The 25065-nt window shown below is 63.9% G+C and carries 26 protein-coding genes; 11 read left to right on the top strand and 15 right to left on the bottom strand.

The window, feature by feature from the left end:
- Window positions 1–8: 8 nt before the first annotated feature.
- From ACYHH6_RS16540 to cysS, 3 genes are all read right to left on the bottom strand, one after another.
- Entirely contained in the window at window positions 9–395 is a 387-nt protein-coding gene (locus ACYHH6_RS16540) for a VOC family protein (RefSeq protein WP_352585001.1), read from the bottom strand.
- On the bottom strand, window positions 392–802 hold the full coding sequence (locus ACYHH6_RS16535; RefSeq protein ID WP_352585000.1) for an endonuclease domain-containing protein: 411 nt from the start codon (window positions 800–802) through the stop codon (window positions 392–394). Before ACYHH6_RS16535 ends, ACYHH6_RS16540 begins: the two co-directional genes overlap by 4 nt.
- Before the next feature lie 280 nt (window positions 803–1082).
- The gene (cysS, locus tag ACYHH6_RS16530) at window positions 1083–2516 is read right to left on the bottom strand and encodes a cysteine--tRNA ligase (RefSeq protein ID WP_352584998.1); all 1434 of its coding nucleotides are present in this window, start codon (window positions 2514–2516) and stop codon (window positions 1083–1085) included.
- Between the two features lie 390 nt (window positions 2517–2906).
- Between cysS and ACYHH6_RS16525 the strand changes: the two genes are divergently transcribed.
- On the top strand, window positions 2907–3062 hold the full coding sequence (locus tag ACYHH6_RS16525; RefSeq protein ID WP_112560752.1) for a hypothetical protein: 156 nt from the start codon (window positions 2907–2909) through the stop codon (window positions 3060–3062).
- 134 nt (window positions 3063–3196) lie between these two features.
- On the opposite strand, the gene ACYHH6_RS16520 is transcribed toward ACYHH6_RS16525, so the two are convergent.
- Window positions 3197–3961: an SOS response-associated peptidase gene (locus tag ACYHH6_RS16520; protein WP_352584996.1), complete on the bottom strand. Its 765-nt coding sequence runs from the start codon at window positions 3959–3961 to the stop codon at window positions 3197–3199.
- A 123-nt stretch (window positions 3962–4084) separates the two neighbouring features.
- Here ACYHH6_RS16520 and ACYHH6_RS16515 point away from each other — a divergent pair, with 123 nt between their 5' ends.
- From ACYHH6_RS16515 to ACYHH6_RS16500, 4 genes are all read left to right on the top strand, one after another.
- Window positions 4085–4510: an NUDIX hydrolase gene (locus tag ACYHH6_RS16515; protein WP_352584994.1), complete on the top strand. Its 426-nt coding sequence runs from the start codon at window positions 4085–4087 to the stop codon at window positions 4508–4510.
- Window positions 4511–4559: 49 nt separating this feature from the next.
- Window positions 4560–4931 (top strand): TIGR02301 family protein, encoded by a 372-nt coding sequence (locus tag ACYHH6_RS16510; protein ID WP_352584992.1) that lies wholly within the window; start codon window positions 4560–4562, stop codon window positions 4929–4931.
- 332 nt (window positions 4932–5263) lie between these two features.
- Window positions 5264–5521, top strand: a complete 258-nt coding sequence (locus tag ACYHH6_RS16505; RefSeq protein ID WP_008874920.1) for a hypothetical protein — start codon at window positions 5264–5266, stop codon at window positions 5519–5521.
- Between the two features lie 126 nt (window positions 5522–5647).
- Window positions 5648–6451, top strand: coding sequence for a hypothetical protein (locus ACYHH6_RS16500; protein WP_352584990.1), 804 nt, complete (start codon window positions 5648–5650; stop codon window positions 6449–6451).
- Window positions 6452–6466: 15 nt separating this feature from the next.
- On the opposite strand, the gene ACYHH6_RS16495 is transcribed toward ACYHH6_RS16500, so the two are convergent.
- Complete coding sequence (locus ACYHH6_RS16495) at window positions 6467–7798, bottom strand: dihydroorotase (RefSeq protein WP_352584988.1); 1332 nt, start codon at window positions 7796–7798, stop codon at window positions 6467–6469.
- A gap of 82 nt (window positions 7799–7880) precedes the next feature.
- On the opposite strand from ACYHH6_RS16495, the gene ygfZ reads away from it, so the two are divergent.
- From ygfZ to ACYHH6_RS16480, 3 genes are all read left to right on the top strand, one after another.
- Window positions 7881–8741, top strand: a complete 861-nt coding sequence (ygfZ, locus tag ACYHH6_RS16490) for a CAF17-like 4Fe-4S cluster assembly/insertion protein YgfZ (protein ID WP_488500447.1) — start codon at window positions 7881–7883, stop codon at window positions 8739–8741.
- Complete coding sequence (locus ACYHH6_RS16485) at window positions 8741–9379, top strand: HD domain-containing protein (protein ID WP_352584984.1); 639 nt, start codon at window positions 8741–8743, stop codon at window positions 9377–9379. Before ygfZ ends, ACYHH6_RS16485 begins: the two co-directional genes overlap by 1 nt.
- Window positions 9380–9446: 67 nt before the next feature.
- Window positions 9447–11585 carry a putative bifunctional diguanylate cyclase/phosphodiesterase gene (locus ACYHH6_RS16480; protein ID WP_352584982.1) on the top strand — a complete coding sequence of 713 codons (2139 nt, stop codon included), beginning with the start codon at window positions 9447–9449 and terminating at the stop codon, window positions 11583–11585.
- On the opposite strand, the gene ACYHH6_RS16475 is transcribed toward ACYHH6_RS16480, so the two are convergent.
- The gene (locus ACYHH6_RS16475) at window positions 11554–12402 is read right to left on the bottom strand and encodes an AraC family transcriptional regulator (RefSeq protein WP_352584980.1); all 849 of its coding nucleotides are present in this window, start codon (window positions 12400–12402) and stop codon (window positions 11554–11556) included. The genes ACYHH6_RS16480 and ACYHH6_RS16475 overlap by 32 nt on opposite strands.
- A gap of 91 nt (window positions 12403–12493) precedes the next feature.
- Between ACYHH6_RS16475 and ACYHH6_RS16470 the strand changes: the two genes are divergently transcribed.
- On the top strand, window positions 12494–13675 hold the full coding sequence (locus tag ACYHH6_RS16470; RefSeq protein WP_352584978.1) for an amidohydrolase: 1182 nt from the start codon (window positions 12494–12496) through the stop codon (window positions 13673–13675).
- Window positions 13676–13685: 10 nt separating this feature from the next.
- On the opposite strand, the gene ACYHH6_RS16465 is transcribed toward ACYHH6_RS16470, so the two are convergent.
- Window positions 13686–14603: a fatty acid desaturase family protein gene (locus ACYHH6_RS16465; protein WP_352584976.1), complete on the bottom strand. Its 918-nt coding sequence runs from the start codon at window positions 14601–14603 to the stop codon at window positions 13686–13688.
- A gap of 85 nt (window positions 14604–14688) precedes the next feature.
- Between ACYHH6_RS16465 and ACYHH6_RS16460 the strand changes: the two genes are divergently transcribed.
- Window positions 14689–15588: a LysR substrate-binding domain-containing protein gene (locus ACYHH6_RS16460; protein WP_352584974.1), complete on the top strand. Its 900-nt coding sequence runs from the start codon at window positions 14689–14691 to the stop codon at window positions 15586–15588.
- Between the two features lie 21 nt (window positions 15589–15609).
- Here the strand turns inward: ACYHH6_RS16460 and ACYHH6_RS16455 are convergent, their stop codons facing one another.
- From ACYHH6_RS16455 to ACYHH6_RS16430, 6 genes are all read right to left on the bottom strand, one after another.
- Window positions 15610–15882 carry a DUF3303 domain-containing protein gene (locus ACYHH6_RS16455; protein WP_112560740.1) on the bottom strand — a complete coding sequence of 91 codons (273 nt, stop codon included), beginning with the start codon at window positions 15880–15882 and terminating at the stop codon, window positions 15610–15612.
- Between the two features lie 18 nt (window positions 15883–15900).
- Complete coding sequence (locus ACYHH6_RS16450) at window positions 15901–17364, bottom strand: RimK family ATP-grasp domain-containing protein (RefSeq protein WP_192256718.1); 1464 nt, start codon at window positions 17362–17364, stop codon at window positions 15901–15903.
- 5 nt (window positions 17365–17369) lie between these two features.
- Entirely contained in the window at window positions 17370–18467 is a 1098-nt protein-coding gene (locus tag ACYHH6_RS16445; protein ID WP_352584972.1) for a peptidase C39 family protein, read from the bottom strand.
- 209 nt (window positions 18468–18676) lie between these two features.
- Window positions 18677–19468, bottom strand: a complete 792-nt coding sequence (locus ACYHH6_RS16440; RefSeq protein ID WP_352584970.1) for an anti-sigma factor family protein — start codon at window positions 19466–19468, stop codon at window positions 18677–18679.
- Entirely contained in the window at window positions 19465–19983 is a 519-nt protein-coding gene (locus ACYHH6_RS16435) for an RNA polymerase sigma factor (RefSeq protein WP_112560736.1), read from the bottom strand. The genes ACYHH6_RS16440 and ACYHH6_RS16435 overlap by 4 nt, the downstream gene beginning before the upstream one ends.
- Before the next feature lie 155 nt (window positions 19984–20138).
- The gene (locus tag ACYHH6_RS16430; RefSeq protein WP_352584969.1) at window positions 20139–22901 is read right to left on the bottom strand and encodes a DUF2339 domain-containing protein; all 2763 of its coding nucleotides are present in this window, start codon (window positions 22899–22901) and stop codon (window positions 20139–20141) included.
- Window positions 22902–23148: 247 nt separating this feature from the next.
- On the opposite strand from ACYHH6_RS16430, the gene ACYHH6_RS16425 reads away from it, so the two are divergent.
- Window positions 23149–23613, top strand: a complete 465-nt coding sequence (locus tag ACYHH6_RS16425) for an NUDIX hydrolase (protein ID WP_352584967.1) — start codon at window positions 23149–23151, stop codon at window positions 23611–23613.
- Window positions 23614–23643: 30 nt separating this feature from the next.
- Here ACYHH6_RS16425 and ACYHH6_RS16420 read toward each other — a convergent pair whose 3' ends face one another.
- Both ACYHH6_RS16420 and recO read right to left on the bottom strand, forming a co-directional pair.
- On the bottom strand, window positions 23644–24162 hold the full coding sequence (locus ACYHH6_RS16420) for a PaaI family thioesterase (RefSeq protein ID WP_352584965.1): 519 nt from the start codon (window positions 24160–24162) through the stop codon (window positions 23644–23646).
- A gap of 10 nt (window positions 24163–24172) precedes the next feature.
- Window positions 24173–24949 carry a DNA repair protein RecO gene (recO, locus tag ACYHH6_RS16415; RefSeq protein ID WP_488500446.1) on the bottom strand — a complete coding sequence of 259 codons (777 nt, stop codon included), beginning with the start codon at window positions 24947–24949 and terminating at the stop codon, window positions 24173–24175.
- Window positions 24950–25065 lie beyond the last annotated feature (116 nt).

Raw genomic sequence — 25065 nt, 5'->3', positions numbered from 1 at the left:
TTTCATTTTCATTCCGGGGCATGGCAGACGGCCTCGACATTGTTGCCGTCGGGATCGAAGACGAAGGCGCCGTAATAGTGCGGGTGATAATGCGGCCGCAGGCCCGGCCCGCCATTGTCCTTGCCGCCGGCGGCAAGGGCGGCGGCATGGAACGCATCGACCTCAGCGCGGCTGCGCGCGGTGAAGGCGACATGCTGATGGGTCCGTGGTTCATCGGTTCCGGCCTGCAGCCAGAACACCGGCCGGTCGCGGCCATAGCCACCGACCTTGGCGCCGCCGGTATATTCCAGCGGCACCATGTAGATCAGCGAGGCGCCTAGCGGCGCCATCGCCTGATCGTAAAAGGCCTTCGAAGCGTCGAAATCGGCGACGTTGATGCCGAGATGATCGATCATGAAACTGCCTCCCTTGCTGCTGGTTCATGTGCCGTCATATCAGCGCCAGCCAAGCCGGCCTCGATGACGATATGCTGGCAGACATTGTCGATATCGCGGATGACATCGTCGTTCCAGAAGCGCAGGATGGTCCAGCCACTGGCTTTCAAATAAGCGCTGCGTGCCTGGTCGCGTTCTGCGTGTTCGGTGTCGGCGTGCTGGCTGCCATCAACCTCGACTACGAGGTGGTGGGCCGAACAGGCGAAGTCGACAATGTAAGGTCCAATCGGTACCTGCCGGCGAAAGCTCATCCCCATCAGCCGATGAGCCCGCAACTCATTCCATAGTTTCAGCTCGACATCGGTCATGACGCGACGCATGGACTTTGCATTCTTGCGCTGACGCGATGGAACGAGATCGTGGCCCATCAAGTGCTCCGACGCTGACGATTGGCGAAAACGGAGGCGAAAACTGATCTCCCCCCTTGCGGGGGAGATGTCCGGCAGGACAGAGGGGGGTGCTGTCCCGCCGGCATCTCAACTGGCGACCGCTGCATTCTCGGGAAGTAGCTGGAACCAGAACGGGCAAGTAGGAACGTTGGTGTTCCTTCACACCCCCCTCTGTCCTGCCGGACATCTCCCCCGCAAGGGGGGAGATCAGCTGTCATCGGCGCCTTCGCCAACCTCGCAACGGTGTCTCGCGTCACCCTCACCGCTTCACCTCCCAGGTCGTCACGCGCTCTCCAGTCGCCGGATCCTTGCCGTCCTTAAGCTGCACGCCTTGCGCCAGCAGCTCATCACGCACGCGGTCGGCTTCGGCCCAGTTTTTCGCGGCGATCAGTTCCAGGCGCTTGGCGATGGCTTTGGCGACCGCGGCCTCATCTACCTTGGCCGCACCGACATCGAAGCCGAGGAACAGCAGCGATGCCTTCAGCGCTGCGGCGGGTTCATTGCCTTCCACTACCTCGCCGGCAAGCTGCGTCAGCTGCTGGAAGGCGGCGTAGGTGGCGAGGTCGTCCGACAGCGCTGCCACGATCTCCGCTGGCACTTGCCCTGCGGCCGGTGCGAGATCGGCTGCGCGTTTCCATTTGCGCAGCGTGTTCTCGGCCTCCTCCAGCTTGCGGACCGAAAAATCGATCGGCTCGCGATAATGCGTCATCAGCATCGCCAGCCGCAGCACCTCGCCCGGCCATTTGCGGCCGCCGAACGTGTCGGTCTCCAGCAGTTCGGCGATGGCGTAGAAATTGCCGAGGCTCTTCGACATTTTCTGGCCTTCGACCTGCAGGAAGCCGTTGTGCATCCAGACATTGGCCATGACGTCGGTGCCGTGGGCGCAGCGGGACTGCGCGATCTCGTTTTCATGATGCGGGAAGATCAAATCGAGGCCGCCGCCGTGGATGTCGAAGACGTCACCGAGATAGGCGGCCGACATGGCCGAGCACTCGATGTGCCAGCCGGGCCGGCCCCTGCCCCAAGGGCTGTCCCAGCCGGGCTCTTCCGGTGACGACAATTTCCACAGCACGAAATCGCCGGGGTTCTTCTTGTGCGCGTCGACGGCAACGCGGGCGCCTGCCTGCTGCTCGTCGAGATTGCGCTTCGACAGCTCGCCGTAATCCGGCATCGAGGCGGTGTCGAACAACACCTCGCCGGCCGCGACATAGGCATGGCGGCGCTCGATCAGCCGCTCGATGAGGGTGATCATGTCGGCCTTGCCGTCAGGGCGGCGCGCGACGAACTCGGTGGCGCGCGGCTCGACCGTCGGCGGCAAGCAGCCGAGTGCGGCGACATCCCTATGGTACTGGTCGGCGGTCTTTTCGGTGACGCGGCGGATCGCCTCGTTGAGCGTCAGTTTTCCGGATGCAATCTCGGCGCCGAAATCGCGCAGCGCGCGGGCGTTAATCTTGTCGTCGACATCTGTGATGTTGCGCACATACGTAACGTGCGCCTCGCCGTAGACATGACGCAGCAAACGGAACAGCACGTCAAAGACGATCGCCGGCCGCGCATTGCCGATATGGGCAAAGTCGTAGACGGTCGGGCCGCAGACATACATGCGCACATTCCCAGCGTCGATCGGGACGAACGCGTCCTTCGTCCGCGTTAGCGTGTTGTAGAGGCTGAGACCCTTCGATGCGTCAGACATGCGTGCCCTTCCGGTCAACTAAGTTCTGGTTAGAGCCGTCCTATGCCAAGGCACAAATCGGGCTCCAGCCTGCTGGCCGGGGCGTTTGTCCACTCTGGGGAAAGATGAGGCGAAAACGTCCGGACCAGCGCGAGGCTAGCCAATAATGCAAATGCCACAAATGGCGAAAAACGTTTTCATCGGCGGCTTTATCGCCTTGGCCGGTGTTGCCGTCAAGTCGCAACTTCCGGCAAAAGCGCCGCTGGATCACAGGTCATGAGCCACTGAAACATTTTATTAAACATGTCAGCACAGTCATGAAACATTCGCCGGCTAGTTCGCCATGGGTCACGATTCGGTCAGATTCGGCCGGCAAACGCAGACACGGAAATGTTACCAGGGAAGAGATCGATGTCACGAACCAAGCAGGAATCGAGCCGCGCCAAGCAACCGGCGCTCGCCAACCACTACCGCGCGATCGGCCCGGCCGCTATCGTCGCCGCCCTTCTCCACACTGCCAAGAAGAAGAAGCCGGCACCGAAAATCACGTCGCCCCGCGCTGCCTGATCAAAGCTCGGGCACCGGCCGCCGCCAAGGCGTACGCCGGCACGGAAGGCTGAGGCGCCTGAGCGCGCCTGAAAATAACAGCTCTTCCCGATTGAGCAGGTTCTTCCCGAAGACTGGTTTCTTGGGGTCGTGCTCTAAAACAGTGTCATTTGACTGTCATCCGCGCCGGGCTTCTGGCGCCTGACCTTCTCGGGCTCAGGCCCGACGATGCCCCTGTCCTGTATCTCGGGCCCGGTGTTGGCGACCTTGTTGACGAGGTCGGAGACCGGTACGGCCTCGAAGAAATCGGGCTGTGCAGGTCTGAGCAGGTCGGCCACGTCGCGCGGCTCGAGCGCGCGGCAGTCCAGCCAGCGGGCAAAATCCTCCGGCGCGATGACCACCGGACTGCGGTCATGGATATGGGCGATGCCGGCATTGGCGTTGACGGTGAGAATGGCGCCGGTATCCATCTCCGAACCACCCGGCTCGGCATAGGTTTCGACCAGCCCGGCAAAGGCGACGAGCCCGCCATTCCTCGGCCGTATCCAGTAGGGCTGGCCCTTCTTGCCGTTGCCCGATTGCTGCCACTCATAAAAGCCGGAGGCCGGAACCAATGCGCGGCGATGGCGCATGGCGGCTTTGAACGAGGCCTTCTCCGCCGCTCCTTCCGAGCGCGCATTGAACAGCAGCGGAAATTCCCCGGTGTCCTTGACCCAAGCCGGGATCAGACCCCAGCGCACCAGCATCGCCTGGCGATCCGGAAAATTCGAGCCCGGCATGCGCGGCGGTCCGGACAGCGCCATTAGCACCGGCTGCGTCGGCGCGATGTTGTAGCGGGCTGGAAACTGCTCCAGCTCCGCCAGGCCGAGCAATTCAGCGGTCTGGTCCGGCGTGGCCGTCAGGGCAAAGCGTCCGCACATAGGCTAAGATCTCTGAATGGTGTCATGCGAAGGTGGCGATGGAACCGGCGTTGCGCAACCGCTAAAGCTCAACGCCGCCAGCCGTCCACAAGGGTCTGAGCTCATATAGGCGAATCGCGATCGATGAACGAGCAGCGCAAGACACTTCCCGCCGTCTCCGTCGCCGTTGTGCGCGGCACGACAGTGCTGCTGGTCAAGCGGGCGCGGCCGCCGTCGCAAGGGGTCTATGCCTTTCCCGGCGGCAAGGTCGAGCCCGGCGAAGCTCTTGAGCAAGCCGCGGCGCGCGAATTGCTGGAGGAGACGGGGTTGCGGGCGAAAGACTATCGTCCGCTTCGCGACATCCACATCGACGGCAGCGGCGAGAATCACCCGGTCGACTATCTCCTGACGGTGTTCGGCGCTATCTATGCCGGGGGCGAGGCGACAGCCAGTGACGACGCCGAGACCGCCGCCTTCTATACGCTGAACGAAATGACCGACATGCCGCTCGCAGGCGATGTGTTTGAGGTCGCTGAGGAGCTTCTAGGCCCAAGCGGTCCCGGTATCTGAACACAGAGAATCGCCTTGCAGGCGACAAATTGTTTCGCCAGATAGACTTATGACCCGCGCCGCGCTCTTCCTCGCCGCATGCCTCGCCGCCAGCACCGCCGTGCAGCCGGCGCTGGCCGCCGAGTCACCGTTCGAGCCCGGGCTGATGCGGCTGGCCGAGGTTCTGGGATCGCTGCATTTCCTGCGCAATCTGTGCGGCGAAAAGGGCGACCAGTGGCGCACCGAGATGGAGAAGCTGATCGATTCGGAAAATCCAGGTCCCGAGCGGCGCGCCCGCTTCATCGCCAGCTTCAATCGCGGCTACCGTTCCTTCAGCGGCACCTACACGCAGTGCACGCCGTCAGCGACCGCGGCCATCAGCCGCTATATGAAGGAAGGCGAGACAATGACCCGCGACATCGCTTCGCGCTACGGCAACTGACGAGCGCCATACCGCGTCATAGCCAACGCCTTTTCGAGCACCCCGCCTTGTATCCACGGCACGTTGATGCAATGTTGGTGTTGCACTTTCGCAACAGTATTAACGAAACGTTAGCGCGCGGATGTGGAATTAACTCAAACTGAAGGTTTTCATCCCGCTCACCGGTCTAATCGGCTAAGTTTGAATCGGACCGAACGCTGGCGATGAAGTTTGTCAAAGACGATCAAAAAAATGTCGTATTTACAAATGCTTACTTAGCCTGCGTGGAGATAGGGACAGCCCAAGCCGGATCCGACACGTTGGATCGCCGCTTGAAAAGGGTGGACATCGCAATGGAACATGGCGTCAACGACATCGACGCGCTGGTCAGGGAAGAAAAGCGCCTGACCGCGGTGGAAAGCCATAGCGAGGCCTGGGCGGAAGGTCTGTCGGCCGGTATCGAGCCGGAAATCATTGCCGAGGCAGCACTTGAAACGGCGTTCGGCGAGATGCTGCGCGCCAATGGCGAGACTTCAGCTCTTGCCCTGCTCGACCGAATGCGTGAAAAGGTGATCGCCGGCGCTTTCGAGCCGGAGCGGCTGCGGCACTAGAGCGGCGCGCGTCCCTCTGGGCGCAAACCGGCGCTCCGGCGCCTTGATCGGTTCTTTGACGACGGCGCGCCGTTTGGGCATCATGCCTGGCGCCTGAAGGAGCCCAGGCCCAAGGAGAGGCAAGCGGTGAATTTTTCGATGTCAGGCCAGCCTCGCGGACTGGTCCTCAGCATCTGGCTTGCCGCTTCCTGCGCCGCGGTTCCGCCGGCACTCGTCCTGACAAGCAGCCCTGCCTACGCGCTGAGCGAGATCAAGCGCGAGGAGCTTCCGGCGCCGGCTGAGCCGCCAGCCAATGGTGAGACGGCGCCATCCGAAAATTCCGTGCCGATGCCCGATCTGCCCGGCACGACGCCGCCAGCGGCCAGCCAGCCGAAATCACCCGCAGAGCCCGAACAAAGCGAGCCGGAAGGGCCGACCGACGATGGCGGCGTGGCCAACCCGCGTGCCGATCCCGACGCGCCGGTGCCTGAAGTCGTCTACGACCTTTCCAAATTGCCGGAGCCGGTCAGGCGCATGCACGACCTGATGGTCGAAGCCTGCGTCAGCGGCGACATCGAGAAGCTGCGGCCCCTGATCGGCACGGGCGAGACCATGACCCAATTGTCGCTGGGCGAGATCGAGGGCGACCCGATCGCCTTCCTGAAGGGGCTTTCAGGCGACAAGGAAGGCCAGGAAATCCTCGCCATCATGGAAGAGGTGCTCAATGCCGGCTATGTCCATGTCGATGTCGGCACGCCGCAGGAGCTCTATGTCTGGCCGTATTTCTTCGCCCTGCCGCTGGACAAGCTCGACGCCAAACAGCGGGTCGAACTGTTCAAGATCGTCACCGCCGGCGACTATGACGACATGAAACAGTTCGGCGCCTACATCTTCTATCGCGTCGGCATCACGCCCGCCGGGCAGTGGACATTCTTCGTCGCCGGAGATTGAGTTCTTGCCGTCAGGCTATTTCGGCAGGGCCTCGGAAAACTCCACAGCCTTGCCCTGCCCGGGCGTGACGATCTCGCCATCCCACATTACACGGCGGCCGCGCACGACGGTGCCAACCGGCCAGCCGGTGACTTGCTTGCCATCATAGGGCGTCCAGGCGGCTTTGGAGCCGGCCTGCGCATTGGTGATGGTCTCGCGACGCTTCATGTCGACGATGGTGAAATCGGCGTCGTAGCCGGCGGCGATGCGGCCTTTCCGGGCCATACCGAAGATGCGCTGCGGTCCGTGGCTGGACAGGTCGACGAAGCGCTGCAGGGTCAGCCGGCCTGAATTGACGTGGTCGAGCATGATCGGCACCAGCGTCTGCACCCCGGTCATCCCCGACGGCGAGGCCGGATAGGGCTTTGCCTTCTCGGCCAGCGTGTGCGGGGCGTGGTCGGAGCCCAGCACGTCGACGATGCCTTGCGCAATGCCGTGCCAGACGCCGTCGCGATGGCGTGCCGCCCGCACCGGCGGGTTCATCTGGATCAACTTGCCCAACCGCGCATAGTCGTCGGCCGCGAGCGTCAAATGATGCGGCGTCGCCTCGCAGGTGGCAACATCCTTGTGCTGTTCGAGGAACAGGATTTCTTCCGCGGTCGAGATGTGCAGGACATGGATGCGGGCGCGGGTGTTTCGCGCGATACGCACCAGCCGCTCGGTACAGCGCAAGGCGGCGATCTCGTCGCGCCAGACGGGGTGCGAGGACGGGTCACCCTCGACGCGCAGGCCAAGGCGTTCGCGCAGACGGAACTCATCCTCCGAATGAAAGGCGGCGCGGCGGCGGGTGTTCCTCAGGATCGAAGCGACGCCCTCGTCATCCTCAACCAGCAAGTCGCCGGTGGAGGAACCCATGAACACCTTGATGCCGGCCGCACCGGGGAGCCGCTCGAGTTCGCCGACATCGCCGGCGTTCTCGCGGGTGCCGCCGACCCAGAAGGCGAAGTCGCAATGCATGCGGCCGGTGCCGCGCCGCACCTTGTCGGCAAGGGCCGCCTCGCTGGTGGTCAGCGGGTTGGTGTTGGGCATCTCGAAGACGACGGTGACGCCGCCCAACACAGCCGCGCGCGAGCCCGTCTCCAGATCTTCCTTATGCTCCAGCCCCGGCTCGCGGAAATGCACCTGACTGTCGACGACGCCCGGCAGTATGTGCAGGCCGCGGCAATCGATCGTCTCGCCAGCCGAGGCCTGGCCCAGATCGCCGATGGCCGCGATGCGACCGTCTTTGACGCCGACATCGCGCGCGCCCTCGCCGTCATGGTTGACCACCGTGCCGCCTGTCAGGATGAGGTCGTAGGTGCTGGCCATGGGCGTTCGGTCTCTTGCGGGGGGAGTATCAGGGGCTTACGTAATGACCGTCTGTTTTGCAAGATCAGGTTCTTTGCCGCCCATGCCCTTTGCCCTTCTCGACAACCGCGCCCTCATTTCCGTGTCAGGCCCGGATGCCGAGCATTTTTTGCAGAACATCCTCACCACCGACCTCGATACGCTGGCCGCCGGCGAGGCAAAGCCCGGCGCACTGCTTTCGCCGCAGGGCAAGATCCTGTTCGATTTTCTGATCGCGCGCGCTGGCGAAAGCGGCTTCCAGCTGGAATGCCGGGCCGACATCGCAGACGATTTCCTGCGCCGGCTGATGCTTTACAAGCTGCGCGCCAAGGCCGAGATTGCCAAGCAGGATCAATCGCTTGTGACGGTTGCATGGGGCGATGATTTAACCGCTTCACATTCTGATTCAACGGCACTTGCCGATACCCGCTTCCGTGACGTAGCCGTCAGCCGCTCCTATGGAGGCGCATCCGAAGGCGGCGATCAGGCTGCGTGGCAAACCCTGCGCATCGCCCACGGCATTGCCGAAAGCGGGCCGGACTATCAGCTCGGCGACACCTTCCCGCATGACGTGCTGCTCGACGAGACCGGCGGGGTCGGCTTCAAGAAGGGCTGCTATGTCGGCCAGGAAGTGGTCTCGCGCATGCAGCATCGCGGCACCGCCAGACGGCGCGTGCTGATCGTTTCGGCCGACCATGCTTTGCCCGCGCCGGGCACGGAGCTGACGGTGGCGGGGCGGCCGGTCGGCACGCTCGGCTCGAGCGAAGGCTCGATCGGCCTAGCCATCGCCCGCATCGACCGGGTCAAGGCGGCGCTCGACGCCGGCCAACCGATCCTAGCGGGTGACGTCGCTGTTTCGCTCGCCATTCCGGCCTGGGCAAAGTTCAGCTTTCCCAGGGAAGCGGTCGGCGCGGAGGACGCCTGATGGCCGCCGACCGTGTCGGGGCGCCGCCGCGCGCCTGGCAGCGCATGCTGTCGGGACGGCGGCTAGACCTGCTCGATCCCTCGCCGCTCGACATCGAAATCTCCGACATCGCCCACGGGCTTGCCCGTGTCGCCCGCTGGAATGGTCAGACACGCGGCGATCACGCCTTTTCGGTTGCCCAGCATTCGCTGCTGGTCGAGGCGCTTTTTGGCGAATTGCAGCCGGATGCCTCGGCCAATGCGCGGCTGGCGGCGCTGCTGCACGACGCGCCGGAATATGTCATCGGCGACATGATCTCGCCGTTCAAATCGGTGATGGGCGGCTCCTACAAGGACTGCGAGCTGCGCCTGCAGCGCGCCATCCATCAGCGCTTTTCGCTGCCGGCGGAACTCGGCGCCGGCCTGCGCAAAGAGATCAAGCGCGCCGACCAGATCGCTGCCTACTATGAGGCGACGCTGCTCGCCGGCTTTTCGACCGCGGAGGCAACCGAGTTCTTCGGCCGGCCGCGCGGCTTCAATGCCGACCGCTTCGATTTCACGCCGCACTCGGTGACCTCGGCGCAGGCGGCGTTCCTCAAGCGTTATGCGACGCTTGAAAAGCAGCGCCAGGCAGCGGTTGCCGTGCATTCGGCCGAGTGAACATACGCTAAATTAACCAGCGGTAACCACAGTACCGGCTTTCGATCACGGTCAGCAGGCACGCCTCATGTCCGTTGCGCACGTCAAGGGTGGTTCGCCCGTCCGCAGACGGGGAGCCGGAGGCGTCGCCGCCCCACAGCAGATCGCAGACGAATTGCGCCACCAGAACGAGCGCTTTTCGGCGGCCGTCGAAAACATGTCGCATGGCCTATGCATGTTCGATGCCGACGAGCGGATGATCATCTGCAACGGCAACTATCTCAGCATCTTCTCCCTCGATGCGAAGATCGTGCGGCCCGGCATCGCGTTCCTGGATATTCTCCAACACAGCGTCGAAATCGGCGTCGCCTCGCAGAGCGCCGCAGACCTCTATGCCATCCGCAAGCCCTACATCGAGCGCGCGCAAGCCTCGACCTATGAGGAAATACTGTCGGACGGCCGTATCATTTCCATCACGCACCGGCCGCTGGCCTCGGGCGGCTGGGTGTCGATCTATGAGGACATCACGGAGCAAAGGCGGGCCGAGCAGGAATTGAAGGAGCAGCACCGCCGCTTCGATGCGGCGCTCGCCAACATGTCGCAAGGCCTGCTGATGTATGACGCCGACGGCACGCTGATCGTGCGCAATCAGCGCTTCTTCGACCTCTACAACGTCAAGCCCAGAGACTTCCCGCTCGGCATGAGCCATCGCGCCCTGCTCGAGCAGATGGTGCGCCTGCGCATCTATCCGTCGATCGATATCGACGGCGAGATCTCCAAGACCAGGGCCAGCCTGCAGGCCGGCGAAACGCGCTCGACAAATCGCATCCTTGCCGATGGCCGAACATTGCTGATTGCGCGCCGGCCGCTTGCCGGCGGCGGCTGGGTGGCGACGTTCGAAGACATCACCGAGCGCCGGCGCGCCGAAGAGCGCATGAGCCACCTTGCCCATTACGACACGCTGACCGACCTGCCCAACCGCTCGATGTTCCGCGAACGGCTCGACCAGGCGCTTGGCGAAACCGCTGCTACTCCGCTGGCGATCTTCTCGCTCGACCTCGATCGCTTCAAGGCCATCAACGACACCTGGGGGCACCCGGCCGGCGACTGGCTGCTGAAGTGCGTGGCCGACCGGTTGCGGCAGAGCCTGCGCAGCGAGACCGATGTGGTCGCCCGCCTCGGCGGCGACGAGTTCGCCATCCTGCAGTTCAATCCCAAAGGTACCGCCGATGCTGAAAAGCTGGCAAAGCGCATCGTCGCTGTCGTCAGCCAGCCGTTTCGCGACAAGGGCCGCGACATGCATGTCGGCATCAGCCTTGGCATCGCTCTCTATCCCAACGATGGCAAGGACGCCGACACGCTGTTGAAGAATGCTGACATGGCGCTCTACAGCGGCAAGAGTGAAGGCCGCAACGTCTACCGCTTTTTCGAACCCGGCATGGACGCCCTCGCGCGGGCGCGCCTGACGCTCGAAACCGATCTCGAGACGGCACTGAAGCGGCAGGAATTCGTCCTGGACTTCCAGCCGATCACCAACATCGCGTCGGGCGAAATCGTCGGCGCCGAAGCCTTGATGCGGTGGAATTCGCCAACACGCGGCCTGGTGGCGCCCGACGATTTCATCGCGGCCGCCGAAGACAGCGGACTGATCGTTCCGCTGGGCGAATGGGCGCTGAAACAGGCCTGCAGCGTGGCCGCCGGCTGGCCGCCCGGAATGCGCATTGCCGTCAACGTCTCGGCCGTGCAGATCAGAAGCGCCGACTTTGCCCGCAGCGTGATTTCGGCGCTGGCCGTTTCCGGCGTGCCGGCCAGGCGGCTTGAGCTGGAGATCACCGAAACCGTGTTGATGGATGAAAGCGAGACGGTGCTGAAGACGCTTAGACAGCTGCGCGAACTCGGCATCCGCATCGCGCTCGACGATTTCGGCACCGGCTATTCGTCGCTCGGCTATCTCAGGCGCTTTCCCGTCGACAAGATCAAGATCGATCGATCGTTTATCCATGATATCGACAACCGGGACACGGCGGCGATCGTGCGCTCGATCATCGGGCTTGGTGCCGAGCTCGGCATCACCGTCACCGCCGAAGGCGTCGAGACCGAAGCGCAGCTCGACATATTGCGCAAGGCTGGCTGTGTCGAGGCGCAGGGCTTTCTGATCGGCGTGCCGTCAAAGGCGGCTGACATGGCACGACTGCTCAAGTCGAAGGCAGCGTCCCGGCCCGCCTGAACATGCCCGGTGTCATTCCATGCGCCGCGCGGAAGGTGCGCGAGAGATGGCTCTGGTCGGAGAAGCCGGCCGCAAAGGCGGCGTCGGCGAGGTTTGAGCCTTGGCGGATCAGGACATCGGCGCGGCGCAACCGGCGGTCACGGATGAAGGCAGCGGGCGTGAGGCCCAGCACCTTCCTGAAATCCCGGATGACCTGAAAGCGCGTCACGCCTGCGGCTTCGGCGAGCCGCCGCAGATCGAGGTCCGAAGCCAGATGATCCTCGATGACCTGTTCATAGACCTGGAGCCGGCCCTTCGAGCCGAAGCTTTCGACCGCCTCGCGCCGCCGGCCGCCCCAATCGCCATGGCGCAGGACGAGCTTGCGCAAGGCGATCAGCATGGATGTCTCGGCACTTGTGGCATCGCCTGATGTCGAGGCCTGGTGTGCGGTGGCCACCGCCTGGACGAGATCGGCATCATCGACGATCGATTGCGAAAACAGTGGCGCGCGATCCTGCCCGAGTTCTGCAGCGATCGCGCCCATGAGGGAAACCGAGGGATAGAAGGTGCGGTAGGCCCAGCCCTGCTCGGCACCTGCCTCGCCGTCGTGCCACACCTCCGGATTGACGAGGAGGACCGTGCCCACCGGCGCGACGACGGTCTCGTTGCCGATGCGGACACGCTCGCAGCCATGCGTGATCAGCGCGACGACATAGGTCGGGTGCGTGTGCAACTGGTAGCGATGCCGGGTGAAACGCGCCCTCAGCATGCCAAGATCGCGAAAGCGCGGATGACGCCAGAACTGCGTTGTCTCCTGCGCCTCCTGAATTCCCGACACGGTCAATCCTGTTCAAGACGCTGCCGGCGCAAACCCTTTAGATGCTGGCATCGACAAGACCGAATTTACGACGGCCGGCAAGGAGAGCGCAATGCTGCACAACGACCCCGTCGCCGCCCTCACCCCGCAGGTGGTGGAATGGCGGCATCACATCCACGCCAATCCCGAGCTTGGTTTCAGCGAGTATGAGACAGCGCGCTTTGTTGCCGACAAGCTGCGCGCCTTCGGGTTCGACGAAATCCATGAAGGCATGGGCGGCACCGGCGTGGTCGGCGTCCTCAGGGGACGGCCGGGGACACGCGCCATCGGGCTCAGGGCCGAGCTCGATGCCTTGCCTGTCCTGGAGAAGACCGGATTGCCATATGCTTCGAAAAGGGACGGCGTGATGCATGCCTGCGGCCATGACGGCCACACCGCGATGTTGCTCGGCGCCGCCAGGCTGCTCGCCGATAGCAGAGCCTTCGACGGAACCGTCTATTTCATCTTTCAGCCGGCGGAGGAAAATGAAGGCGGCAGCATGCGCATGATCGAGGACAGGCTGTTCGAGCGCTTCCCGGTGGAAGCCGTCTACGCCGTCCATAACTGGCCGGGACTGCCGCTCGGCACGATCGCTACCCGAGCCGGCGCGATGATGGCGGCTGTCGACACTTTCGAGTTGAGTTTCGAGGGAACCGGCGCACATGCCGCCATGCCGCAGCTTGGCGACGACCCGGTGCTTGCAGCCAGCGCTTTCGTTCAGGCCGTGCAGCGCATCGTCAGCCGCTCGGTCGATCCGCAGACGGCGCTGGTCGTCTCGATCACCCAGATCCATGGCGGCAATGTCGGCAACATCGTGCCGGGCAAGGTTTGGCTGCAAGGCACCTGCCGCTTCTTCGAGTCCGCTCTGTCGGACCATTGCGAAAGACTGGTCGGGGAGATCGCGGAGGGTATCGCTGCGGCGAACAGCCTGACCGCCAAGCTCGTCTACAAAAAGGGTTACCCACCGCTGGTCAATACATCAGTCGCGACGGCCCAAGCCGTCCAGGCCGCCGCCGCTGTCGTCGGCCGCGAGCGGGTCGAGACCGCGTTCAACCCGAGCCTCGGCTGCGAGGATTTCGCCTATATGGTCCGCGAAGCCGGCGGCTGCTATGCGTGGGTCGGCGCCGGCTCAGTCGGACCGGGCGAAGGACTGCATGGCGATCGCTATGTCTTCAACGACGCAATCGTTCCGACCGTGCTGAGTTATTTCGTCACCCTCGTCGAGCAGACGGCGGCCACCAATACACCAGATTGAATGCCGCTATTCAGCGCAGCGTCTCGATGTATTTTTCGTGGAAGCTGACATAGCCGGGTTCGACCACTTTAAGATGCCGCTCTATCAGCTGGTGGAACGCCGGGAGCTGATGAAACGGTACGCCGGGATAAGCGTGATGCTCGGCGTGGTAGGGCATGTTCCAGGCAACCTTGCGCACCAGCCAGTTGGTCAGCGTGGTACGGGTGTTTTCCAGCATGTTGGCGACGAGCGGGCAGCGGCCATGTTCGGCCAGCAGATAGAGCCTGAGGAATGGCTGTCCGAGCAGCGCCGGCACGATCCAGACATAGAGCAGCACCGTCGCCTGGAACCACACGCCAAGTGCCGCAACCACGATATAGAAGGCAATCATGGCGCGGGCCTCAGAACGCACCTTGGGCAGACCCTTTGGCGGTACGTAGCTGTCGCGGCAACCGCCGGTCGCGTTGGTGTAGAGCGTCTGCAGATTCCCCCACCACACCGGCAGGCCCGAGACGTGGACGATGTATTGCCGCACCGTCTCCGGTTTCGGAAAGGCGAGTTCGGGATCGTTCTCGGGATCCTGGGTGAAGCGATGATGAGCGAAATGGAAGTAGCGGAACCAGTCGGCCGGCAGCGCGATCGCCAGGCTGCAGACCCTAGCCACGGCATCGTTGAGCCACTGTGTCTCGAAAGCCGTCCTGTGCGCCGTCTCATGCAACAGCGTGAACAGGAAGACGACGAGGATGCCTTGCGGCAGCATCAGCAGCGGCCAGTACGGCACTTTGGCCGCGATCAGCGCGCCGAGAACGATGATCCCGCCGAGATGGAAGGCGAGCTGGATCAGGCCCGGCCCGTCCGATTTGCCGGTCAGGCGGCTGCGCTGCTCATTGTTCAGCGACGCGATGACATCGCGATGGTCTCTGGGTTCGGTCTGCGCTGATACGGTCATGGAGCCAACCTACCCAACAAGAAACCTTTCTAAAAACGAGGATTTCTGCAAAATAGATAAGCTTAACTTATCTATTGGAGCACCAATGGCCGCACTTCCATCCCTGAGAGGACTGCAAGCCTTCGAGGCTGCGGCGCGCTCGGGCAGCTTTGCCGCGGCGGCGGAAGAGCTGTCGATCTCGGCGGCCGCCGTCAGCCAGCTCATCCGCACGGTCGAGGAACAGATGGGCCGAAAACTGTTCCATCGCGTCAACCGTCGCGTGGTGCTGACCGAAGCCGGCGTCGAGATGCTGCCGAGGCTGACCTTGGCCTTCCAGGAGATCGGCAGCATCGCACGCGGCGGCGATGCTTTCCGCCCACGGCTTGTCATATCGGTGCCGCCGTCCATGGCGATGGGCTGGCTTTCGGGACGTCTCGCCGGCTTCGTCGCCAGCCATGGCGCCGTCGACATCTCGCTGCGCGGCGATGACGACCCGGTGCCGTTCGACCGTGAACTGATCGACCTCAGACTGTCCTTTGGACCGCATTATCGCGAACACCCGACAGAGGACGTTGTCAGGGACGCCGTCTATCCCGTCTGCGCGCCTGGACTTGCCGCCAGCTCGGAAAACCTGGCCGGCCTGCCGCTGATCCACACCGATTGGGGACCGACCGGCGCGTCGTTTCCGTCATGGCGCAACTGGTTCGAGGCTGCCAGCATCGAATCCGGCCGGGCAGTCCAGCGCGGCCTGTCGGCGAACTCGTCGCGGGCAGCGCTCGACCTGGCCATTTCAGGGCTGGGCGTGACGCTGGCACAAGGCATCTATTGCGCTAAGGCGCTGGAAGAAGGCCGGCTGGTCCGGCCGAATGCCCTATCGATCGCGCTGCGCCAACCCTATTGCCTGACGATCCCCGAGCGCAGCGCAAGGCGCGACGTGGTTGCGGCGTTTCGCAATTGGCTGATCGGCGAATGCCGGCGGTCGGTGGGTTCGCCGGCACTCCGATGATCGCGTGCCCCCGCGCCCCACTCAGAGATGGCTGGCCAATGCGGCGACCATGTCCTTGTTCGTCGCCACGGGAATGATCTCGAACTCCACAAGGTCAGCCCATTCGATGACCCAGCGCTGCAGCAGCGTGACGTCATCGGCCTCGACCAGAAGGAAGCAGCGGCTCATATCCGCCGCGATCCACGAGTGGTGCACGACAAGCTCATCCGGCTTCAGGCGGCCGCGCTCGCCGAAGCGACGATAGATCTCCTTGCGATCGCAGCCGGTGAAATCCTCAATGACGATGAACTGCATACGTCCCCTCGCCTTGAATTACCGCCCGGGACGGTCGAGCCGTTCCAGGAACCATTGCGTCAGCCGCACCCAGACCTCGTCCTTTTCGCCGGAATCCTCCCAGCCATGGTCGAGATTGGGGTTGTCGTTGACCTCGATGACGAAGACGCCATCCTTGGTTTCCTTGAGGTCGACGCCGTAAAGCCCGTCGCCGATGCAGCGCGCCGCCTTCACCGCCGTCTCGACAACATGCGGCGGCGTCTCCTTCAGCGTGAAGGTCTTGATACCGCCCTGGTCGGGCTTGCCGCTGGCCTTGTGGTTGACGATCTGCCAGTGCTTTTTGGCCATCAGATAGTGCACGGCAAACAGCGGCTGGCCTCCGAGCACGCCGACGCGCCAGTCATACTCGGTCGGAATGAATTTCTGCGCGATCAGAAGGTCGGAATCCTCCAGCCACTCGGTGGCGAGTGTCTTCAGTTCCTCGAAGTTGCCGCATTTCTTGACGCCGCGCGAGAACGATGAGTCCGGGATCTTCAGCACCAGCGGAAAGCCCAGCGTCTGCGCCGCCAGTTCGAGGTCCGTGGTGCCGGCAATCATCACTGTCGGCGGCACCGGCACCTTGTTGTAGGCCATCAGCTCGTTGAGATAGACCTTGTTGGTGCAGCGGATCATCGACAGCGGATCGTCGATAACCGGCATGCCTTCCTGCTGGGCGCGGCGCGCGAAGCGGTAGGTATGGTTGGAGATCGAGGTGGTCTCGCGGATGAACAGCGCGTCGTAATTGGCGAGCTTGGCCAGATCCTTCCTGGTGATCGGTTCGATTTCGACGCCCATCTTTTCGGCGATCTTGGCCCAGTAGCGCAGCGAGGAAATCTCCGACGGCGGCAGCTCCTCATGCGGATCGACCAGCGTGGCGAAAGTGTAGCGCGCCGGAGTGCGGCCCTTGGTGTCACGCCATTCGCGGTTGGTGTAGGTCTCGAGCGCCTGCACGAATAAGGCTTCTTCCTCCTCGGTCATCCTGGCCAGCGGCAGGAAGCCGATCTTGCGGATCGAAGCCCATTCGGCGCTGTCCTTGATGTGGACCTCAAGCGCCGGGGCGCGGAACCAGTCGAACAAAAGCTTGGCGAAGCGATCCCAGATCTTAGACGGGCCGATGCCGAAGAAGATGCAGACTTTTTGCGGAAAGACGCCGCCGAGATCCTTGCGGCATTTGTTGAGCGCCAGTTCCAGTTCCGGCAGCGCGTGCTCGTAGAGCTTGCGCTCCGACAGGTCGATCATCGTCTCGACCGTCGGGATGACCTTGTGGCCGCGCGACCCGGCGAGCAGAGAGGCATAGTAGCCACGGCTCTGGTAGGCGTAATTGTTCGACAGGTTGATGACCTTCGGCTGCTGGCCGCGAAACAGCGCCGGATGCGCAAGATAATCACGGTTGGTGATGATCTTGTGCGGCGTCGCGGCCTGGTCGAGATCGTTCTGCCGGCCGGTGAGGATGACCCAGGTCATTGTTATCAGCGTTTCCCAAGAGTGATGGCAGCACGCAGTCCGTCGCGGCCGAATTGCGCCATGTTCATGAAGATGCCGTGTGGGACGGGAATGTTGGCGGCATCGAGGATGGTCTCCTGTCGTTCGTCCTCGACCCAGGGATCGTGGATGAGGATATGGTCGCCGTCATCGCCGATGGCCAGTACCCAGTGCGGCACCTTCTTGCCGAACATCAGGAAGCCGCTGATCAGCACCAGCACCAGCTTGCCATCGGCCAGGGCGCCACGGATGTCGTCGATGGCGAATGGACGGTAATTCACCGGGATGCCGTATTGTTCCGCGCGGCGGCGAAAGTCGACTTGGGCAAGTTCCATCACCCGGCGCTTGTCCTCGCTGCGCACCGACTGCAGGAACAGCGCGCCATAGAAGGACACGAAGATTTCCGCCGCCAGCCCGTTTTCGTGGCCGGCCACCGCAAGGCCGAACGGCTCGCAGCCGCCCGGGCCGGACATCATGAAAACCGTCGTCGCCTCGCGCCACAGGCGGATTTCCATGACCGGATCGGGCACGAAGCCGGAATCGAAATTGGCCATCGCCATCATCAGGCAGCATGGGCCGCAGGTGAACTCGCAGGTCTGCTGGTAGAACGGCACCTCGGTGGCGACCGGAATATCGCCGCGTAAGGTCTTTTCATAGCGCAGTGCCGTCTCGCCATCCTCGTAGTAGGCAGGTTCGCGACCGATCTTGCGGTAGCCGCTCTGCTCATAGATGCCGATGGCGCGCAGATTGTCCTCGCGCACTTCGAGACGCAGCATCATGCGGTCGTGCTCGAAGGCGGCCTCTTCGGCCGCTGCAAGCAGCATGCGGCCAACGCCGCGGCCGCCGAAAAATGGGCCGGTGGCAAGCGAATAGAGCCGGGCGACGCCGCTGCCCTTGCGAAACAGCACCACGGCGTAGCCGGCGACGCGGCCATCGCTTTCGGCGACCAGCATCTCGGCGGTCTCGCGTTCGATCAACAGGCGAAAGGAGCGCCGGGAAATGCGGTCACTGGAAAAAACCGCCTTCTCGATGGCGGCGAGGTCATCGACGTCGGACGCGCGGGCCTTGCGAATCTCGGCAGGCATGCGGGTTCAGAAAACCTCGATTGGGTGGAGGAAAAGGCCCCGGTCAAAAACGTCGCAAACATCAGCCGAAACGCCGATATTGTCCAAGCGCTATCGCACCTTGAATAGGGCCGAATTGTGACAGATTCCGCCGCGAGTGGCGGGCTATGGGAGCGGCACCGCGAAGTGCGCCGCCGCCCCCGTTGCACGACTGCGAAAACGGAATGCGCTCAACTGGCGAGGCCGGCCACTAGCTGGCCATAGGCGCGCTTGGCCACTGCCGCCAGCTGCTCGCGCGGCAGCGAACCGACGACTGCACAGGCATAGCCCTTATCCAGCCAGTAGACCGCCTCGGGACCGTCGGCGTCGGCCATGTAGGTACCCTTGGACTTGGCTGAGGAATCAGCGGTAACGAACAGGGAGATGCGCTGGCCCTTGGCGTCCTCGTAAAGCAGCATGGCGGCCTTGCCCTGGCCGGCGGGCAGCAGCCGGCCGCCAACCAGCCGGAAGCCCTCCGCCACCAGATCGGGCGCCACCAGCTTCAGGCCGACACGGTTGGACAGCCAGGTCTGCAGATGATCCTTGTCGCTGGCCGGCACTTCCACCGCATGGCGTTGTTCGGCGGCATAGATGACATGGGCGGCGATAGCCTCCTCGGCCAGCTGGTCGTCTGCCCCGTCATCCCTGCCGATACCGTCGATGCCGGCAAAATAGCCGCCAAGACCGCCGACGACGAGCACCGCGGCCGCCGCGGCTGCAAGCCACCAGCGCGACTGCCGCGCCGCCACTTTGGTCGCGCCTTCACCGCGCACGATCTGCTTGAACAGCACCGGCACGGGCTCGTCGAGGACGCCGGCAAAGGCGGCGCGCAGTGCGGCGCGGTCGGCGGTGTAGCGGGCGCTTTTCGCCTTCATTTCGGGATTGGCGTCGATCCAGGCGTCATAGGCGGCGCGCTCGTCGCCCGGCAGTTCGCCGTCGAGGGCCATGTGGATATCGCGTTCGGAAAAATCGCGGCGGGTCATTTCTCGACGATCCTTATCGAGCGCCGGCGCGCGGTGTCGTCGAGCAGGCTGCGCAGCTCCTCGCGCCCGCGCGCTATGCGCGACATCAGCGTGCCGGCGGGCACGCCGAGAATGTTGGCGGCCTCGGCATAGGAAAATCCTTCGATGGCGACCATGACGAGCGCGGCACGGCGGTCGGGGCTGATCGCCTGCAGAGCGTCGATGATCTCGCGCGAGGCGGCATTCTCCGCCTGCTCGGCGGGAACTGCCTGTGCCTCGTTTGCGTCGAGCGGCAGGATCGCCGCCTCACCGCGCCGGTTCACCTTGCGCATCTGATCGATGAACAAATGATGCATGATCGTAAACAGCCACCTCCGGGGGCTTTCTCCTGTCTGCCAGCTCTCGAGCCGCAAGAGCGCCCGTTCGAGGCAATCCTGGACGAGATCGTCGGCGGAATCGCGGTCGCGCAGAAGCGAGCGTGCGTAGCGGCGCAGGCGCGGTATTTCACCAAGGATTGCTGCCTTCTTTTCGTCCATGACCGCTGGTTCTGAGGTCGCCCTTGTTTAACCCGATTGAACGCGCCTTCCCGGCGCGGCGCAAGCGGCCAGCGCGAAGCGGTCCGCCGCCCCGGTCACCCAAGCAATGAGATAACGACACCGCTGGCCGATTTATTCCTGGCTAAATGGAAATCTTATTGTTCTTGCTTGTCTTTATCCACTTCCCTCGCCGCCCGCGTCAGCAGCCGCTGATAGAACAGCCCGATGCCGATCAGCACCGCACCCAGGCCGATGAAGGACAGCGCCCTGAGCACGCCCTCCAGCTCCGACATGTCGAAGAGGAAGACTTTCACCACGGCAATCGCGATCAGCGCCGCCGAGGCGATGCGCAGCACCTGCGATTTCAACCAGACGCCGGCGGTCAGCAGCACGACGCCGATGACCAGCCAGAGCGCCGAATAGGTGTAGGTCTCGAGTTGGCCAAGGCCGCTCCACAGGCCGATGAACTCGCCCTTGAACACGCGCCGGACCGACAGTGTGGCGTAGGCGAAGACAAGCAGTGCCGCGACCACCGCCAGCATCTGCGCATACCATGGCGGCCGCTTGTACCTGGCATAGAGCGCCAGCCCGCCGGCGGCGATGGCCGGCAGCAGGTAGGCCAGGAACAACAGGTTGAACACCGGGATCTGGCCGGTCGACTCGTCGGTGAACAGCGGGTTCAGCACCAGGAAATGCTGGAAGACGATGAAGGTGACCGAGACCACACCGGCGGCCATCGAGCCGTAGCGCAGCACCGAGCTTGGCGAGCGCATGTCGATGGCGACCAGCATGGCGCCGGCGCCGATGGCGATCAGTGTGTAGATGGCCTGCTCCGCGAGCGTCACGGTGCCGGTGTCGATGACGCCGCCATGCATGGCGTGGCGCACCAGCATGGCGACGGTGAGCAGCGCGAACAGGGCTGCCCCCGCCTCCATGGCAAGGCGCGGCCGGCCATTGGTAGTGCGGGCGAGTTGCCAGGCGGCGAAGCCGAAGGCCAGCGCCGGCACGCCGTATCCCGGCAGCAGCCAGTTGAACACCGGCGTCGTCGTCAGCGATCCGGCGCCGACGATGGTCGGATCGAAGGCAACGCGACCAAGCACGGCGACGACCGCGCCGACCGAAATCCAGCCGAGCACCGGATAGGAGCGCCAGCGCGTCGCCAGCGCCGGCACGATGGCGGCAACGCCGGCAAGCAGCGTGGTCCAGCCGGATCCGAAGGCCATATGCAGCATCAGGAGGCCGGCCAGAGCCGAGCCGCCAAGCGCGAAGGAAACGGCGATGTCGCCCTTGAGCGGCGGCTGTTCGGCGCGCGCGATCCATTCGCCGCCGGCGGCGAAGACGACAACCAGAAGGGCAGCGACCGCGGCGTAAGCAAGATCGCGATCGAGATTGCCATAGGCGAGCCACAGCGTCAGCAGGATGACCAGCGGCGCAGCAACGCCCCATGCCGCCCAGCATGCCGCGCGGGCCTGTGCCGTGGCGGCGAAGCGGCGCGCGGCCCAGAAACCGGCGCCGATGAAGACGAGGCCGAGGCCAAGGCCGATGCGCAGCGTCAAGGGATTTCCGGCCGCCGCCGGCATGCCGTCAAAGCCTATATTTCCCTGGGTTAAGTCTGAGCCGATGGTGGCGGGCGGAATGATGCCGAGATAGATCATCACGCTGACTACACCGGCGGCATGAAGCAGGGGCAAAGCGCGCGGCCGGTAGAGTGCGGTGGCGACAAGGGCAACGAGGACGGTTGCGCCCGGCAAGGCGCCGCCGGCGGCGACCAGTGTCGTGTCGACGGACAGGCCGAGTGCCGAAAACGCAACGAAGACGCCAGGCACGATCGAGGGCCAGTCGAAACCGTTCTTCGCAGTTTCCGCTTCGCCGCCACGACTGCCCAGCCAGACAAAGGCAAGCACTGCCAGCGTCACCGCGTCGATGAATAGGATGACGGCAAGGTCAGTCCCGGGCGCAGCCATCATGTAGGCGATGGTCCACGCGCCGGTGCCGAAGAAGGCCGCCGCGATCAGGAATTTCCAGTCGCGCATGCGGGCGATCACCGCGGTGGCGGCAAGCACGATGGCGAGATAGATGAACAGCGCCCATGGGTTGGGCGCCTGCGAGGACACAAGCGCCGGCGTTGCCATTGAGCCGACAAGGCCGATGCCGGCCAGTGCCTGGCCATGGACGAGAGCGGCGACAATCGTTGCCACGCCGATGGCGCCGAGCACGGTGAAGGCGAAGGCCGGGCCGACGAAGCCGTAAACGGCATGGGCGGCATAGACCGTGCCGAACAGGATGAAGGCGCCGGCGGCCGTCAGGATCGCCGGGATGTAGGCGCCAGCCACTCCTTCCACTGGGACCTTGAAGCCCGTGCGGCGGATGAACTCGCCGCCGCCGATCAGCACCAGACCGAGCAATGCCGCCAGGGCCAGCCGTACCTCAGGGCCGAAAATGCCGGCCTCGATGGTGTAGCGGATCAGGAACAGGCCGCCCAAGGCCAGCGCGATGCCGCCGACCCAGACCGCCCATCGTGTGCCGAGCGCGGTTTCGACTTCGGACTGCCGGGCCGCTTTCGCGGTGGCAGCCGGCGCGGATCCGGTCAACGCGGCCTTGGCCGCTGCCGAAAGTTCCGGCACGGGCTCGCTGGTGGCCGCTTCGGGCGCCGCGGCCGGCGCTTGTGCCACTTCGGCTACTGTTGGCGAAGCTATGTCGGCAATCGCTGTGGTGGCCTGAGCAGCATCCGCCGGCACGCTGTCATTTGCGGCCGCCTCAACCGCCTTGGCAGCGGGCGCAGCAACATTCACGCCGGACAGAACCAGACTGCGCAGCGCGCCGAGTTCGCGCTCGATCAGGCTGATGCGGCCCTGCTGGCGCAAGACGAGGACGAACAGCACGACAACGACGACAGCGCCAATCAGGCTTTCAAACATGGCGGTTCCCCCAAACCAGGCCAGTTTTCACTGACAATTGCGGCGGCCACACGGCCACCCCAGACGGCTATTCAAGTCACGCCACCGCAATGGTGAGCGGAGAGAAATCATCGAGCATGTTTCGCCGGCAAATTCCAGCGGTCTACAGCCGTTATCCTCACCCATCATCTCGGATGGTCAGGAATGACGCGCCACAGCCACTTGCCAGGGACCATGTTATTCTCAGGTGAACTCCAGGGAAAATCAAATGCCTAAAAGAAGCGCGGGACTGCTGATCCACCGGGCAAGGGCCGGCATTCTCGAGTTTCTGCTGGTCCATCCCGGCGGTCCCTTCTGGGCAAGGAAGGACGAAGGCGCGTGGTCTATCCCCAAGGGTCTCATCGAAGAGAACGAGGATGAGCTGGCGGCCGCCCGGCGCGAGGCCGGAGAGGAACTCGGCGTCGCCATCGATGGCGATTTCGAGCCCGTTGGCAGCTATCGGCAACCGGGCGGCAAGATCGTCATCGCCTGGAGCGTCGAAGCCGATATCGATACCGATGCCATCAAAAGCGACATGTTCACCCTCGAATGGCCGCCAAGGTCGGGCTCGATGAAGGAATTCCCCGAAGTTGACAGAGCCGGCTGGTTTTCATTGCCTGAAGCCAGCCTCAAAATCCTCAGCGGTCAACGCGCCATCCTCGATGATTTCATGGAGCGGCGCAAAGCCGGCTGAATCACATCGCCCGACTTTCAGACGGTGAACCTAGCGCGCCGACAGATTGGCGGCTGGGAAGATCGAGCATGTCTCGGTGCCGAAGGCGAGCAATTTGCCCTGCGCGTCCTTCAGCGTTGCTTCCGACACCGCCAGCGTGCGGCCTTTGTGGACGATCTTGCCCTCGCAGACCACTTCGCCGGTCTTTGGAGTGATCGGCCGCGTAAAATTCACCTTGAACTCCGCCGTTGTGTAGGCCTCGCCCTTCTCGAGCAGCGTCTGCACTGCGCAGGCCAGCGCCGAATCCAGCAGCGTCGCCGCCCAGCCGCCATGCACGCCGCCCAGCGGGTTGAGATGGCGCTCGCTCGGCATGCCGCGAAACACCGCCCGCCCATCCGACACTTCGGTCAGGGTAAAATTCAGCCGGAAGGAAATCGGCGGCGCCGGATATTTGCCGTCGATGATGCGCTGCAAAAGTTCGAGGCCGCTGTATTCGTGCAGGTCGCCAAGCGGAATGGTGCCGAGGCCAAGCGGCGACACCCGGCCGGGATAAAGTTCGACTTCGCTCATATGATGATGCTCAGGTTGTGATTTCTGGGGCAGCGTGTGTTGTTGCGGCGGCCTTGCCGCCCGAATGGTGCTTGCGCAAGGCGGCGAGGAAGCCGGCACGCGCGTCGGGCTGTTCGATGCCGCGCGGCTCATAGACATGGCGGGTGAAGAAGAAACCGGTCAGCCGGAACGCATCCTCGAGTGCCGCCTGATCGGCGCGCAGACCAGAGCCGCGCTGCAGGAAGGCCGGCAGCACCAGCATCTTGTCGCGCCATGGCGCGCCGGCCTGGCGCGACACGGCGCGGCCGGATTTCGGCGAGACATAGGCCAGATCCTGCCGGGCGCCAGTCGCCGCGCACTGGCTGAGATCGAGGCCGAAGCCGAGTTCGTCGAGGATGAGCAGTTCGAAGCGCGCCACCAATTCACCGGCGGCATCTAGATCGTCGAGATGGGCGATCATCACGGCCAGCGTCTCGTAGAGGCCGCCATGGGCGTCGCGCTCCGGCAGCAGCCTCAGATGCGCGGCCATGGTCTGCAGGCCGTAGACGGCCACCGCGCTGTCCATCAGCCGGGCGGCATTCATCTCGATCGCCTCGGCCTGAAAGATGCCGAGATGCTCGTCGAGGCGGGCCCGCCACAACAGGTCGACGCGGTTGCCGGGCTGCAGCACCGGCTGCTGCTTGCGCGAGCGGCCGCCGCGTACCAGGCCGAGATGGCGGCCATGCGCGCGCGTCATCACCTCGAGGATGGCGCTGGTTTCGCCATGCTTGCGGGTGCCGAGAATGATTTCCTCGTCGCGCCATTCCATGCCGGGAGCTTGTCACCGGATGCGTGGCGAAATCAAGATTTTGGCGCGCCGCGTGCGATCTGTGCTGACATTGGACCGCCGACACACCGTCGAAATGCTACTATCGCGTGAAGTTC

This window comes from Mesorhizobium sp. P171375 (assembly GCF_057786075.1).
This window is presented reverse-complemented; position numbering and strand designations above follow the sequence as displayed.

Coding starts and splice junctions, on each gene's coding strand:
- ACYHH6_RS16540 (WP_352585001.1), bottom strand. CDS start 395: ATGATCGATCATCTCGGCATCAACGTCGCCGATTTCGACGCTTCGAAG.
- ACYHH6_RS16535 (WP_352585000.1), bottom strand. CDS start 802: ATGGGCCACGATCTCGTTCCATCGCGTCAGCGCAAGAATGCAAAGTCC.
- cysS (WP_352584998.1), bottom strand. CDS start 2,516: ATGTCTGACGCATCGAAGGGTCTCAGCCTCTACAACACGCTAACGCGG.
- ACYHH6_RS16525 (WP_112560752.1), top strand. CDS start 2,907: ATGTCACGAACCAAGCAGGAATCGAGCCGCGCCAAGCAACCGGCGCTC.
- ACYHH6_RS16520 (WP_352584996.1), bottom strand. CDS start 3,961: ATGTGCGGACGCTTTGCCCTGACGGCCACGCCGGACCAGACCGCTGAA.
- ACYHH6_RS16515 (WP_352584994.1), top strand. CDS start 4,085: ATGAACGAGCAGCGCAAGACACTTCCCGCCGTCTCCGTCGCCGTTGTG.
- ACYHH6_RS16510 (WP_352584992.1), top strand. CDS start 4,560: ATGACCCGCGCCGCGCTCTTCCTCGCCGCATGCCTCGCCGCCAGCACC.
- ACYHH6_RS16505 (WP_008874920.1), top strand. CDS start 5,264: ATGGAACATGGCGTCAACGACATCGACGCGCTGGTCAGGGAAGAAAAG.
- ACYHH6_RS16495 (WP_352584988.1), bottom strand. CDS start 7,798: ATGGCCAGCACCTACGACCTCATCCTGACAGGCGGCACGGTGGTCAAC.
- ygfZ (WP_488500447.1), top strand. CDS start 7,881: ATGCCCTTTGCCCTTCTCGACAACCGCGCCCTCATTTCCGTGTCAGGC.
- ACYHH6_RS16485 (WP_352584984.1), top strand. CDS start 8,741: ATGGCCGCCGACCGTGTCGGGGCGCCGCCGCGCGCCTGGCAGCGCATG.
- ACYHH6_RS16480 (WP_352584982.1), top strand. CDS start 9,447: ATGTCCGTTGCGCACGTCAAGGGTGGTTCGCCCGTCCGCAGACGGGGA.
- ACYHH6_RS16470 (WP_352584978.1), top strand. CDS start 12,494: ATGCTGCACAACGACCCCGTCGCCGCCCTCACCCCGCAGGTGGTGGAA.
- ACYHH6_RS16465 (WP_352584976.1), bottom strand. CDS start 14,603: ATGACCGTATCAGCGCAGACCGAACCCAGAGACCATCGCGATGTCATC.
- ACYHH6_RS16460 (WP_352584974.1), top strand. CDS start 14,689: ATGGCCGCACTTCCATCCCTGAGAGGACTGCAAGCCTTCGAGGCTGCG.
- ACYHH6_RS16455 (WP_112560740.1), bottom strand. CDS start 15,882: ATGCAGTTCATCGTCATTGAGGATTTCACCGGCTGCGATCGCAAGGAG.
- ACYHH6_RS16450 (WP_192256718.1), bottom strand. CDS start 17,364: ATGACCTGGGTCATCCTCACCGGCCGGCAGAACGATCTCGACCAGGCC.
- ACYHH6_RS16445 (WP_352584972.1), bottom strand. CDS start 18,467: ATGCCTGCCGAGATTCGCAAGGCCCGCGCGTCCGACGTCGATGACCTC.
- ACYHH6_RS16440 (WP_352584970.1), bottom strand. CDS start 19,468: ATGACCCGCCGCGATTTTTCCGAACGCGATATCCACATGGCCCTCGAC.
- ACYHH6_RS16435 (WP_112560736.1), bottom strand. CDS start 19,983: ATGGACGAAAAGAAGGCAGCAATCCTTGGTGAAATACCGCGCCTGCGC.
- ACYHH6_RS16430 (WP_352584969.1), bottom strand. CDS start 22,901: ATGTTTGAAAGCCTGATTGGCGCTGTCGTCGTTGTCGTGCTGTTCGTC.
- ACYHH6_RS16425 (WP_352584967.1), top strand. CDS start 23,149: ATGCCTAAAAGAAGCGCGGGACTGCTGATCCACCGGGCAAGGGCCGGC.
- ACYHH6_RS16420 (WP_352584965.1), bottom strand. CDS start 24,162: ATGAGCGAAGTCGAACTTTATCCCGGCCGGGTGTCGCCGCTTGGCCTC.
- recO (WP_488500446.1), bottom strand. CDS start 24,949: ATGGAATGGCGCGACGAGGAAATCATTCTCGGCACCCGCAAGCATGGC.